General features: G+C 34.3%; 12 protein-coding genes. 10 read left to right on the plus strand and 2 right to left on the minus strand.

The window, feature by feature from the left end; genetic code table 11:
* The 5 genes from LN736_RS09715 to carB all read left to right on the plus strand — a co-directional run.
* Positions 1 to 822: transposase (locus LN736_RS09715; protein WP_229981475.1), on the plus strand; the 822-nt coding region annotated here is incomplete at its 5' end.
* Between the two features lie 348 nt (positions 823 to 1170).
* Positions 1171 to 1971: an ABC transporter substrate-binding protein gene (locus LN736_RS09720; protein WP_150355991.1), complete on the plus strand. Its 801-nt coding sequence runs from the start codon at positions 1171 to 1173 to the stop codon at positions 1969 to 1971.
* 19 nt (positions 1972 to 1990) lie between these two features.
* Positions 1991 to 2995, plus strand: coding sequence for an ornithine carbamoyltransferase (gene argF, locus LN736_RS09725; RefSeq protein ID WP_150355992.1), 1005 nt, complete (start codon positions 1991 to 1993; stop codon positions 2993 to 2995).
* Positions 2996 to 3009: 14 nt separating this feature from the next.
* Positions 3010 to 4071, plus strand: coding sequence for a glutamine-hydrolyzing carbamoyl-phosphate synthase small subunit (gene carA, locus LN736_RS09730; RefSeq protein ID WP_179977609.1), 1062 nt, complete (start codon positions 3010 to 3012; stop codon positions 4069 to 4071).
* 26 nt (positions 4072 to 4097) lie between these two features.
* Positions 4098 to 7322 (plus strand): carbamoyl-phosphate synthase (glutamine-hydrolyzing) large subunit, encoded by a 3225-nt coding sequence (gene carB / locus LN736_RS09735; protein ID WP_229981476.1) that lies wholly within the window; start codon positions 4098 to 4100, stop codon positions 7320 to 7322.
* Between the two features lie 94 nt (positions 7323 to 7416).
* On the opposite strand, the gene LN736_RS09740 is transcribed toward carB, so the two are convergent.
* Positions 7417 to 7578 carry a hypothetical protein gene (locus LN736_RS09740; RefSeq protein ID WP_229981477.1) on the minus strand — a complete coding sequence of 54 codons (162 nt, stop codon included), beginning with the start codon at positions 7576 to 7578 and terminating at the stop codon, positions 7417 to 7419.
* A gap of 278 nt (positions 7579 to 7856) precedes the next feature.
* Between LN736_RS09740 and LN736_RS09745 the strand changes: the two genes are divergently transcribed.
* From LN736_RS09745 to LN736_RS09755, 3 genes are all read left to right on the plus strand, one after another.
* The gene (locus tag LN736_RS09745) at positions 7857 to 8723 is read left to right on the plus strand and encodes an alpha/beta hydrolase family protein (protein ID WP_229981478.1); all 867 of its coding nucleotides are present in this window, start codon (positions 7857 to 7859) and stop codon (positions 8721 to 8723) included.
* Between the two features lie 84 nt (positions 8724 to 8807).
* Positions 8808 to 9710 (plus strand): M15 family metallopeptidase, encoded by a 903-nt coding sequence (locus tag LN736_RS09750; protein ID WP_229981479.1) that lies wholly within the window; start codon positions 8808 to 8810, stop codon positions 9708 to 9710.
* A 130-nt stretch (positions 9711 to 9840) separates the two neighbouring features.
* Entirely contained in the window at positions 9841 to 10938 is a 1098-nt protein-coding gene (locus LN736_RS09755) for an amidase domain-containing protein (RefSeq protein WP_229981480.1), read from the plus strand.
* Positions 10939 to 11063: 125 nt separating this feature from the next.
* Here the strand turns inward: LN736_RS09755 and LN736_RS09760 are convergent, their stop codons facing one another.
* Positions 11064 to 11738 carry an FMN-dependent NADH-azoreductase gene (locus LN736_RS09760; protein ID WP_150355998.1) on the minus strand — a complete coding sequence of 225 codons (675 nt, stop codon included), beginning with the start codon at positions 11736 to 11738 and terminating at the stop codon, positions 11064 to 11066.
* A 221-nt stretch (positions 11739 to 11959) separates the two neighbouring features.
* Here LN736_RS09760 and LN736_RS09765 point away from each other — a divergent pair, with 221 nt between their 5' ends.
* A complete protein-coding gene (locus LN736_RS09765) occupies positions 11960 to 13336 on the plus strand; it encodes a rhodanese-like domain-containing protein (RefSeq protein WP_229981481.1) in 1377 nt (458 codons plus the stop codon).
* 10 nt (positions 13337 to 13346) lie between these two features.
* Complete coding sequence (locus LN736_RS09770) at positions 13347 to 13739, plus strand: hypothetical protein (protein WP_150356000.1); 393 nt, start codon at positions 13347 to 13349, stop codon at positions 13737 to 13739.
* The last annotated feature ends 35 nt before the right edge of the window (positions 13740 to 13774 follow it).

A 13774-nucleotide genomic window follows, 5' to 3' on the forward strand; every position in this document is an offset into this window, starting at 1 on the left:
TTTAGAGATAAATCAATAGGTTTTCCTAAATTCAAAAGTAAGAAAAGTAACTATAACAGTTATACAACCAATAATCAAAATGGAACAGTTTATATCAAAGATGAACATATTAAATTACCTAAATTAAAATCCATGATAAAGATAAAACAGCATAGAGAATTCAACGGAATAATTAAATCATGTACTGTATCCCAGGTTCCGAGTGGTAAATATTTTATATCTATACTGGTTAATTGTGAGATTAAAAAGCTGCCTGAAGTAAGTAAAAAAATAGGAATAGATATGGGGCTAAAAGAATTTGCAATATGTTCAGATGGATATAGAGAGGCCAACCCAAAATATCTGAGAAAATCAGAAAAAAGGCTTGTCAAACTTCAAAGGGATCTATCAAGGAAGAAAAAAGGCAGTAATAACAGAAAAAAAACTAGATTAAAATTATCTAAATTACACGAGAAGATAGTGAATCAAAGGGCAGACTTCTTAAATAAGTTATCAATAAAACTAATCAGAGAGAACCAATCTATAGTTATTGAGGACTTAAAAGTTAAAAATATGCAGCAGAATCACAGGCTGGCAAAGGCAATAAGCGAAGCAAGCTGGAGTGAATTCAGAAGAATGCTGGAATACAAGGCTGAGTGGTACGGCAGAAAAATAATAGTGGCACCCAGTAATTATGCAAGTAGTCAATTGTGTTCAGTTTGTGGATATAAGAATAGAGAGGTGAAAAATCTTGCACTCAGGGAATGGACCTGTCCTAAATGCGGCACACACCATGACAGGGATATAAACGCCAGTAAAAATCTGCTGAAATTAGCCATATAATTTTGGTAATACATTGAGGTTGGTTCGACCTTTAGAGCTTAGGTAAACTTGTTCCGTTAGGAATATTGACTAAGAAGCCATCCACTTCTATAAGTGGTGGTAGTTCACTAGCGGTTATTTCGGCTGAAATTAAAGGCCGGATTTTTTTATCCACTTATTTGTTTTCCAGATCGAGAGCATATATTATGTATTGTAAATTGAACAAGTATATCAGCCTTATGATGAATAAATAGAAAAATATACTAAAGCATATTGCATTTTTATAAGTATTTATGTATAATTATAAAATATATCAATGATTTGTGATAATGTATATATTTAATTGCTTAAAATTAAGGGGGATTGATAATGAAAAAGTTAATGGCGGCTTTAATTATGATTATTTTTAGTATAGTATTATTCACAGCTTGTGGGCAAACTACTAAAAATGGTACAAATTCAAATTTGCTGGATAAAGTAAAAAAATCAGGTAAAATCACTATAGGGACAGAAGAGGGATATCCTCCCATGGAATTTAGGGATAGCAATGGTAAATTAGTAGGATTTGATGTGGATTTTTCCAATGAAGTGGCAAAAAGGCTGGGAGTTAAAGCAAATTTCCTAGTTATGGATTTTAATGGACTTATATTGGCTCTTGATTCAAATAAATTTGATGCGGCTATTGCATCCATAAGCATAACAGATGAGCGTAAGAAAAACACGGATTTTTCTACATCCTATATAAATGGAGGGCAGATTATTGCAGTAAAAAATGGAAGAAAGGATATAAAGGGAATAGATGATTTAAAGGGAAAGGTCATAGCCTGTGAATTAGGTACTACAGGAGAAAAAGTGGCGAATGGAATTAAAGGCGTGAAGGAGTTAAAAAAATATGATAAGATAACGGAAGCCTTTCAAGATATGTCCATAGGCAGGATTGATGCCGCAGTAATGGATGAGCAGGTAGGTGGATATTACATCCAGAAGAAAAAAGGCCAATTTAAAATAGTACCGGGTGCGCTGAGCAAAGAACCTATGGGAGTGGCTTATAGAAAAGGTGATGATTCACTAAAAAAGGAAATAGATAAAATCATAGGAGATATGAAAAAGGATGGAACACTTTCAAAACTTTCAGTAAAATGGTTTGGATTTGACGCCTATAAAGAATGATTTCAAGGAGGAGATATTTGTGGCTGATTTAAAAGGAAGAAGTTTTTTAACTCTTAAGGATTTTTCACAGGAAGAGATAAGATATCTGCTGGATCTTTCTAAAAAACTCAAAGAGGAAAAGCACAGCGGAAAGGAAAAAAAGAGATTACAGGGAAAAAATGTAGCGCTTATATTTGAAAAGGATTCTTTAAGAACAAGATGTTCGTTTCAGGTGGGAGCTTATGATGAAGGTGCTACAGTGACTTATATAGGTCCCACTGGAAGTCATATGGGTAAGAAAGAATCGGTAAAAGATACTGCTAGGGTGATGGGTAGAATGTTTGATGGAGTGGAATACAGGGGATTCTCACAAAAAAATATGGAGATATTTGCAAAATATTCGGGAATTCCTCTGTGGAATGGACTCTCAGATGAGGATCATCCCACTCAGGTATTGGCAGATTTTTTAACCGTAGAAGAACATGTAAATAAACCTCTTAAAGATGTAAATTTTGTATATCTTGGCGATGGTAGAAACAATGTGGCAAATGCCCTTATGATAGGGTCAGCGAAAATGGGAATTGATTTTAAAATTGTAACGCCAAAGGAGTTGTTTCCTGAGGATGAATTGATTGGAGAATGTAAAAAAATATCGGATAAAAATGGAGGAAACATTACAATAAGTGATGATATATATGGCAGTGTAAAGGGCGCAGATGTCCTGTATACGGATGTATGGCTTTCCATGGGTGAAGATAAGAACTTGTGGAAAAATAGAATTGAAGCCCTGATGCCCTATCAGATAAATAGCAAACTCATTGAAGCCTGTGAAAATGAAAATGTAAAGTTTATGCACTGTCTTCCGGCTTTTCACAACAGGGAGACAGATACTGGTGAGGATATATACCAGAAGTTTGGATATGAAGCATTAGAAGTTACAGAAGAAGTGTTTGAGGGAAAACATTCTATAGTATTTGATGAAGCAGAAAACAGATTGCACACTATAAAGGCGGTCATGGTAGCAACTTTGTGCAGTAATATTTAGAAAGAAGGAATATTATGAATTCCATATTGTATTTAGAAGATGGAACTGTATTCATGGGAAAAGCTATAGGAAAAAAGGGTATAACTACAGGAGAACTGGTTTTCAATACTTCAATGACAGGGTATCAGGAGATACTTACTGACCCTTCTTACAGAGGACAGGTGATAACCATGTGTTATCCTTATATAGGAAATTACGGCGTTAACCATAATTTTAGCCAGTCCAAAGAAATACAGGTAAAGGGGATAGTATTAAAAAATATCTACAATGATACATCTCATTATTTAAGTGAAGATAGTTTTACAAATTTTTTAGAGAAAAACGGCATAGTGGGTATCAGCGGCATAGATACAAGGAGTATAACTAAGAAGATAAGATCCAAGGGAACTATGAAATGTGTGATATGTAATAAAAATGAGTCCATAAGTGAAATAAAAAATATGCTGAATTCCAATGATGATAAAGAGCTAGTTCAGCAGGTAAGTACTCCTTTTATAAAAAGGATTGAGGGAAAAGGGCCTAAAGTGGCGGTTTTAGATTTTGGTGCAAAGAACAATATAATTGAAAATCTAAAATATAGAAATTGTGATATAACTGTGTTTCCATATAATTCTTCTTATGAGAATATAATGGAGATACATCCCAGTGGAGTGCTTTTGAGCAACGGACCGGGAGATCCAAAGGACTTAAATGAAATTATACCCACTGTAAAAAAATTAATTGGCAGTATTCCCATATTTGGTATATGCCTGGGACATCAATTATTAGCTCTTGCGCTTGGAGGAGATACCTATAAAATGAAGTTTGGTCACAGGGGCGGCAATCATGGAGTATATGACAGAAATCTGGATAAGGCTTTTATAACATCTCAGAACCATGGCTATGCAGTTAGAAAAGAAAGTTTAAACAGAAATGTTGTTGAAGTAACTCATGTGAATTTAAATGACAATACGGTAGAGGGAATAAGACATAAAAAACTTCCTATATTTTCGGTACAGTTTCATCCAGAAGGCTCTCCAGGGCCTACAGATACAGCCTATTTATTTGATAAATTTTTAAAATATATGACTCTATAGTATAAATAGCAAGGAGAAGTGATATAATGCCGTTAAGAGAAAACTTGAAAAAGGTTTTGATAATAGGATCGGGTCCTATAATAATAGGTCAAGCTGCAGAATTTGATTACTCAGGAACTCAGGCTTGTGAAGCAATAAAAAAAGAGGGAGTAGAGACAGTTCTTGTAAACAGTAATCCAGCAACTATAATGACGGATAAAAATATTGCAGATAAAACCTATATAGAACCTTTGACTGTTGAATCATTAGAGGCAATAATAGCAAGAGAAAGACCAGATGGTGTTTTAGCAGGCTTTGGTGGACAAACAGCTTTGAATCTGGCAATGGAATTGAATAGGGCTGGGGTTTTAGAAAAATATGGGGTGGAGTTACTGGGAATAAAGGTTGAATCCATAGAAAATGCAGAGGACAGAAAGAGTTTTAAAGATCTCATGGGAAAAATAAACGAACCCATAGCAGTTAGTACCATAGCTACCAACCTGGATGAGTGCAAAGAATTCTTAAACAAAATTAGTCTGCCTATTATAATAAGACCTGCATATACTTTAGGAGGCACTGGTGGAGGTATTGCAAACAACTATGAGGAATATCTGGAAATATGCAAAAATGGTCTAGAAGAAAGCCCCATAACTCAAATATTGTTGGAGCAGAGTTTAGCGGGATGGAAGGAACTGGAGTATGAAATAATGAGGGATAAGAAGGACAACTGCATGGTAGTGTGCAATATGGAAAATTTAGATCCTGTAGGTATACACACGGGAGATAGTATAGTGGTAGCCCCTTCTCAAACACTAAATGACATGGAATACCAAATGCTCAGAAGATCTGCCATAAAGATAATAAGAACTTTGAAAATAGAAGGCGGGTGCAACATACAGTTCGCACTGGATCCAGAGAGCAGCAAATATATGGTTATAGAAGTGAATCCTAGAGTGAGCAGATCGAGTGCACTGGCGTCTAAAGCGGCAGGATATCCAATAGCTAAAATTGCGGCTAAAATTGCACTGGGATATACTCTGGATGAATTGAAAAACTATGTTACAGGAAGTTCCAGTGCCCTTTTTGAGCCGGCTCTTGATTATTGTGTGGTCAAAATGCCCAAGTGGCCTTTTGACAAATTCAAAACTGCAGATAGGAGTTTGAAAACCCAGATGAAAGCTACTGGAGAAGTTATGGCCATAGACAGGAGCTTTGAGAGTGCCCTTTTAAAAGCTGTAATAAGCCTGGAGGGAAAGATAATAGGACTTCAACTGGATAAACTGGAGAAACTTGATATACCGGAGATAATTGATAAATTGAACAGACAGGATGATGAAAGATTGTTTGCCATGGCGGAAGCTTTGAGAAAGGGAATAAGTGTAGATAGACTCTATGAAATAACTAAAATAGATAAGTGGTTTATAAATAGGATAAAAAATATAATAGAGATGGAGAATAAATTGGTAAACAATGCTCCAACTGTGGAAAATATACAACAAGCTGAACTTATGGGATTTACGGATGAGTATATATGCAAATTGATAGGTATGAAGCTGGAGGATTTGAAACAGATTAAGGAAGTAAACAGGATAAAGGTAGTGTACAAGATGGTGGATACCTGCAGTGGTGAGTTTCAGGCAAAGACTTCCTATTATTATTCCTGCTATGATCTGGAAGATGATAATATGGTGTCAGATGATAAAAAAATACTTGTAATAGGTTCCGGCCCAATTAGAATAGGTCAGGGAATAGAATTTGACTACTGCTGTGTGAATAGTGTATGGGCAATAAAAAAAGCAGGGTATAAGGCCATTATAGTAAATAATAATCCCGAGACTGTAAGCACGGATTTTGATATTTCAGATAAACTTTATTTTGATCCCCTGTATATAGATGATGTGATGAACGTTATAAATGAGGAAAAAGTAGATGGGGTTGTAGTACAATTTGGAGGACAAACAGCCCTGAACTTATCGAAAAAGTTAAATGATGCTGGGGTAAAATTGTTGGGAACTTCCTTTGAGTCCATAGATGTGGCGGAGGATAGAGAAAAATTTAGGGTTCTTTTAAAAAAATTGGGTATTAATTCGCCCATAGGGGGTTCTGTGACAAGTTTAAAAGAGGCAGATGAACTGGTGCATGAAATAGGCTACCCTGTAATTGTGAGACCTTCCTATGTAATAGGGGGAAGAGCTATGAAAGTTGTATACAACCACGGGGAATTATCCCAGTATTTAAAGGATGCAGTAAATTTGTCAAAAGAGTATCCAGTATTGGTGGATAAATATATATTGGGCAGAGAAATAGAAGTAGATGCCATATCTGATGGACAGGATTTGATAATTCCTGGAATAATGGAGCATATAGAGCGGACAGGAGTACATTCTGGAGACAGCATTGCAGTATATCCTGCCAGTGATTTACCAGAAGAGGTACTGAAAAAAATAGAGGATTATACGGTGAAGATATCAAGGGAGCTGAATGTAAAGGGACTTTTGAATGTACAATATGCTTATGACGGAGATAAAGTATATGTCATAGAGGTAAATCCAAGAGCTTCAAGAACTGTACCAATATTGAGCAAAGTTACAGATATACCGATGGTGGAAATAGCTGTACAGGTTATGTTTGGTAAGAAAATAAAAGATTTCAGCTACAGACAAGATGAATACAAATTCAGTGATATTTATGCTGTAAAGATGCCTGTATTTTCCAGTAAAAAATTGCCTGGGGTGGATGTAGCCCTGGGACCTGAGATGAAGTCCACAGGGGAAGTTCTGGGAGTCGATTTTAATAAGGATAAAGCTGTATACAAGGCCTTCAAGGCAGCAGGGTTTAAAATTTTTCAAAAAGGCAATGTCTATGTTTCTGTAAATGACAGGGATAAACTTGATTCCGTGCATGTAATAGAAAAATATGACAAATTGGGATTTAATATTTTTGCTTCTGCAGGAACCTGTGAATTTTTAGATAAAAACGGAATTAAGTGTACCAGAATTGATATACAAGATGTAGTAAAGTATATAGGAGAAAATAAAATAGATATAGTTATTGATATACCTACTCAGGGATATGACAGTAAAAAACCTGGTTTTGAACTAAGACGTACTGCATTGATTCATGATAAGATAATATTTACTTGTCTTGATACAGCCAATGCTTATATTGAGACTATAATAGTAGAAAAAAATGATGAGGATATAGAATACAGAACAATGAAGGAGTATTTAGAAAAAAGAGTTAAGAATAGAGAAATTGTCAAGTGTAGTTAAATAAAAATGGGACTAAAATTATATTGACTGTAAAAGTTGCTTAGGAAGTATCTTTTACAATCAATATAATTCCTATACATAATTGTGAGATAAACTATTTTTTAGGTATGGTCGTATTTTTAAGATTTTCGTATAAAAATTTTTCCAGCGCCTCATCCAGTTTGTTGTTCACCTCCGAGATTTTATCTGTACTTGCATTTTGACGGATCAACGACTCAAGTTTCCTTTTTAATTTATAAATTTCTTCTTTTGACAAAATTAACACCCCAAACTTAATTTAAAGTGTAAGGTACAAGCATAAAATATCAAATTCAGTTGATTTTCGGCTTTACCCGAAAATTTTCATTTATGTAATTTAATTTTATACAATAAATGAGCTAATTGCAAATTAAATTTAAATGCAAATAGCTTGTAAATATACTGCTTTTATATTATAACTTTTAAGAATTAAAACATTAACAATGATAACAAACTTTGATAGAATATAATTATTGATGTAAATTGTAAAAAATATTGCAAAATTGGAGTTGCTTTGTGAGAATTTGGGAGGAAGATGATTATATGGATTTTAAGACAATATGGACAGATCCTGAAGAGCTTGATGAAACTTACCCTGCGATGATACAGGGTGTTGATTATAATAGCGGTGGATCTAGAATTCTGGGGGTAATATACATAGCTCAGGGTATAGGCCCTCATGCCACAGTAATTTTATTACATGGATTTCCAGGATATGAACAAAATTTTGATCTAGCTCATGTGCTGTTGAGAAGTGGATACAACGTGTTGATATTTCACTATAGAGGAAGCTGGGGAAGTGGGGGAGATTACTCAATAGACCATGTACTTGAGGATGTTGAATCCTCAATTGAATTTTTAAAATCAGATTTTGCCAAAAAATCATATAGAATTGATGATAAAAATATAATTTTAATTGGACACAGCCTGGGAGGATTCAGTGCCCTTATAACTGCAGCAGGTCATGATGAGATCAAGTCAGTGGGGTGTATTGCAGGTTTTAATTTTGGCCTCTATGCGGAAAATATTTCTAAGAGTAAATCCCTAATGGATTCTGCTGCAAAAAAATGGGAAAAAGCAGTTATATCTCTTAATGGCATGACTGTGCAAAATTTTATTGATGATATTGTAAAAAATAAGTACAGATGGAATTTGTTAAATATATCGGAGAATTTAAAAAATCATTCTGTATTGATGATAGGCGGAAGAAAAGACGTAATAGCACCTTTAGAGGAGCATTATATGCCTCTTGTACAGTCACTTAAGGAGCAGAAAGTTGATCTCAAGGAAATAATTTTAGATGGTGATCATTCTTTTGTCAGCAGAAGAATAACTCTTGCCAAAGAAGTGCTTAAATGGCTTGAAGAGCAAAAAAGTAATTAGCTATTATTATAATTGCCATGCATAAAGTCAATATATGTACATACAATAATTGTTGATAATTGTAAAATTGGAGTGGTTCATTTTATGAGGAAAAGGATAATTGTATTTTTTATATTGATATGCATGTGTTTTAGTATACATGAAAAAGTTAGGGCCGTTGATTACAACACTACATTGAAGCAGGACATTTTGTGTCTTATGATGGCCTATCCAGGATATATTACAGATGTGGAAAAGGATAATGGCGGCAGTGTGTATATAGTAATGAAATCAGGTAAAAAAATTTTGTATGATGATAAAAGGGAAAAAAGTTTTGAAGAGAAATTTCAAAATACAGATCTACAGGATATGATGGAACAACCTTATCAGCTGGGAACTGTAGATGGAGCTGCACAGAAAAATTCTGATCCAGGAAGGCTTAGAGTTTACTCTCTTTTAAAAGAGGTGTATGGTGATAATAAAAATTCTGTGGAGTCAAATCTTGAAATGGCCAATTTAGGATATAGGAGATTTCAGTTTAATGGAAATAATGGCGCTTCAATATCTCTTGAAAATGCAATGAAGGAACTTATGCCTATTTCACAAAAAAGGGGAGATATTTCAAAATGTCTGTTCCCCAGCAGCGGTACTTTCAATTACAGGTATATTTCTGGAACAGGTATGTTGAGCCCTCATTCCTTTGGAATAGCTATTGATCTTGCTAGAGATAGAAGAGATTATTGGAAATGGGTGCCCAGGACAGAAGGAAGCCTGAGGATAAAAGAGTATCCCAGAGAAATTGTAGAAATATTTGAAAAGAATAATTTTGTATGGGGAGGAAAATGGAGTCATTTTGATACACTGCATTTTGAATATAGGCCTGAGATAATTCTAAAATCCAGATATTTTGACGATAAGTCCCAAAATAAAAAATATTGGTATGAAGGTGCCCCCTATAAAGATGAAAGTGTAAAAAATTATATCGGAAAAATCAATGAAAAATTATAGTGGATATTCTGTAATAAATATGAAGCTTTTATCAAAATTTACAGGGTGATTATTTTTACAATTGGGTACAATAAGTGTACAAATTATATGAAATTTAATCTATTATTAAATTGTATGAGGAGTATAGCTTATGAAACATTCCTTAATAAAAAGAGTTTTTATGATCACAATGGTAATTTTAGTTATATTTTTTGTATGCCCTTTTAAAGATATACATGGTGAAGAAATTGATGAGAAAAATGAGATCATAAATTCTGCGAAACAAATATTTGAAGATAGAAATAAAGCCATATTAAATGGTAATTTAAAGCTTATAGAATCTAAATATGACAAAAATACGAGATATGGTATCTGGGCTTATGAACATGAAGAGAAAAAGATGAAATATTTGAAGAATTGGGAAGAAAAACAAGGGGCTAAATTTATTGAAATAATACCTGATATAGTAATTAAGAGAGTGAGAGGCAGTGATGATAAATTTTCCATCAACTTGATATGTTCCACTGAATATAAATATATATACAAGGATGCTCCAAAATTTATAAACAGTTGTAGAATAGGAACTTCACATATATTGAACATGGTAAAAAAAGATGGAAGATGGATTATTACAAAAGAATGGTACAAAGATCCCTTTGAAGACTCTCTGAATTTAGATAATTTAAAGGTGGATTCTGTAAAGCAGTATATATTGTCTCAAAGTAAAAGAGATTTTTCCAGTATGACGGACAGGAGAAGATCTTCTGTGGAATACGCAGATAGGTACTGTGGTATAGCTTCAGAAAAAAAATATGGATATACCTATAATAAAAAATATAGAAACTATAATTCCAGAGGTGGTGACTGTGCTAATTTTGCCTCTCAGGTACTGCACGAGGGCGGAAAATTCAGAAAAAATTCTGCCTGGAATTATGACAGATCTGGAGCTACCAGTTCCTGGCTTAATGCAGATGGATTCAAAAATTATATGATATACAGCGGAAGGGCATCGGTCATCGCCCATGGGAGTTACGAAAAGGTCTATAAGGCTTCCTACAGGCTTATTCCAGGGGATTTCGTAGCATACGAAAAAAAAGGAGATATAACTCATATCTCTGTAGTAACAGGTGCAGATTCCAGAGGATATTCACTGGTGAGCTGCCATAATACAGATAGGAACAGGGTACCTTGGGATTTGGGGTGGAGCGACAAAAATATAAAATTTTGGCTTGTACATGTAAATTATTAACTGGTGCAACAGTTCATTTCTATTTAAATATTTATCCAGTGGCGTACCAGTTCTAAACCTGCCATGTTGTAAAACTGGCAGGTTTAGAACTGGTAACCGCCGGATAAGTTAGAATCTATTTGAACCTAAGAATTGCTTGATGAAGATAAACTGGTTTTGGAAAATTTATTTACTACATCCTCTATGTCTTTTTGAGAATCTTTTATAGCTTTGTCAATACCAACGGAAGATGTATCTGTGCCCTCAACCAGTATACTTTCAAATTTATTTACCCCCAGAAACTTAAATACATCTCTGAAATAATCAATGGCATGGTTGAATTTGGAATCAAATATTTTGGGGTAGATTTCTCCACAGGATTGTATATAGACCATGTTGCGAGTTTTATCATCTAAGAGTCCCACTGCATCATCCTGTGATATCTTAATGACTTTGTCATTTATCATAATACAGTCCAGATATGACTTAAGCCTTGAAGGATAACCTAAATTCCACATGGGAGCTGCGATTACATAAGTATCTGCATTTAAAAACTGATCACAGAGTACATTGATTCTGTCCACTGATTTTTTATCTTCTTCTGATAGGGCATTATAAATATCTCCAGAAGCCAGCTGTCCCCTTCCATTAAATATCCTGTGATTTATTTCAGGAATATTTTCATTGTATAAGTCTAATTCTTCTACAGTGTAGTTTTGAACTTTAGATATAAAATTGTTTATAAAACGTCTTCCTACGGTCTTGCTTGTAGATGTCTCTTCAGGTTTTGTATTTGCAGTAATATACAGTAGTTTTTCCATTTTATACCTCCTCGTAATGTTCAATTACATTCTGCTAACTATTTTTAGCTTATAAATTTAATTTATACTATTTTCAAAAATATAAACTTACAGATAATGCTCATAAGAAAATGTAATTGTATACATGGTAAGAATAAGAATATTCTATTTGATTGGCCTCTTTACAGGTAGTAGAATATAATTGCTTTTGTATAAAACTATAGAGGGGATGAAGTGCTGTAATGAGGAAAAGGATTAGATGTGTAACTGTTTTTTTTACCTTGTTGTTTTTTGCACTGGCAGTATCTGCCTGCAGCAATGGGCAGCAGAGTAAAAGTGATGAAGGCTATAAGAGTATTTCGACTAAAGAGGTAAAAGACAATCTTGGAAAAAGCAATTGGGTAGTAGTGGATACCAGAGAAAATGATGCCTATATTGGCTGGAAACTGGATGTAGTGAAAAGAGGAGGCCATATAAAAGGAGCTGTAGACTTTTCATCTGCATGGTTGAAGGTCAAGGATAAAGATAAGGACAAGAGATTGAAAGAGGCATTGAAAACGAAAAAAATATCTTCTGAGAAAAATATAGTACTTTATGCGGCAAATGGAAAAGATAATGTTGAAGTGGCCAAGTACTTATCTAAAAATGGATATAAGAATTTATATACTTATGATGTAAAAGATTGGGCTAAAGACACCAGTCTTCCTATGGAATCCTACCCTAATTATCAGGAATTGGTTCCAGTTTCGTGGGTTAAGGATTTAGTAGATGGAAAGAAGCCTGAAACCTATAATGGTGGTAAATATAAAATTTTTGAAGTTTCCTGGGGCGATGAATCAAAATCTCCAGATTATTTAAAAATAGGACATATAAAGGGAGCTGTACATATAAATACAGATGAAGTAGAGGAGGGCCCACTTTGGAATCGTCTATCCGATGCTAGGCTTCAGAAATTTGCTGAGAATAATGGAATAACTACAGATACTACAGTTGTATTGTATGGAACTGATTCCATGCCATCTTTTAGAGTAGCTGTAATATTAAAATATATGGGTGTTAAAGATGTCAGAGTAGTGAATGGAGGATTTACTAAATGGCAAAATGCAGGATACGCACTGCAGAAGACTTCAAATCCGAAAACACCGGTAAGTTCTTTTGGGGCAACGGTTCCTGTGAACAAAAATTATATTATTGATCTGCCGCAGGCAAAGGAAATACTGGCGGATAAAAAGGGCAGCAAGCTGGTAGATGTGAGAAGTTGGGACGAGTATATAGGAAAAATCTCAGGATATGATTATATAAAGCCAAAGGGACGTCCTGCAGGTGCGGTTTGGGGACATGCTGGCACGGATTCTTCAAATCTACAGGATTATAGAAATTTGGATAATACGATGAGGAATAAGGATGAAATACTTGCTATGTGGAAAGAATGGGGAATTACGCCGGATCAGAGGTTAGCTTTTTTCTGCGGAACAGGATGGAGAGCAGCAGAAGCTTTAACTTATGCGGATGTAATGGGATTAAAAAATATTTCTCTTTATGATGGTGGATGGAATGAATGGAGTGGAAATACGGGTAATGCTCCTAATCCAATAGAAACAGGAGATCCTAGAAAATAAGAGGCAGGATATGACGAAAATCAGAGCTGTTTTCAAGAAATTCCTTTCCGTTGTTCAAATATGCCTTGTTTTATTTTCTGCAATCTTTTGGCATTTGTCCAATGAGAAAATGGGTATAATGCGTTGGCTTGTATATGAAAATGAAAGATATGATAATTTTTTTATGAGAAATAAAATTATCTGGACTTTGGTGATAATTTTGATTTTGTCTATAGCAGCTGCAGTGAAAATTCATAGAAAGCCGGACAAAAAGTATATATTATTTGTAATGGTCAATTTTATTGTGATTTTATTTGCATTTAAGTTTGATTCGGAAAAAATAATATGCTATTTTGTAATCAATGTAATATTTATTATTGTATTGATTGTACAGTTGATAAAACTTATTTTTTATTGGAAATAGTAACAGCCAGGTAGCTAAAGACTATCTGGCTGTTA

Source organism: Clostridium aromativorans, assembly GCF_020908015.1.
GTDB classification, from domain to species: Bacteria; Bacillota; Clostridia; order Clostridiales; family Clostridiaceae; genus Clostridium_B; species Clostridium_B aromativorans.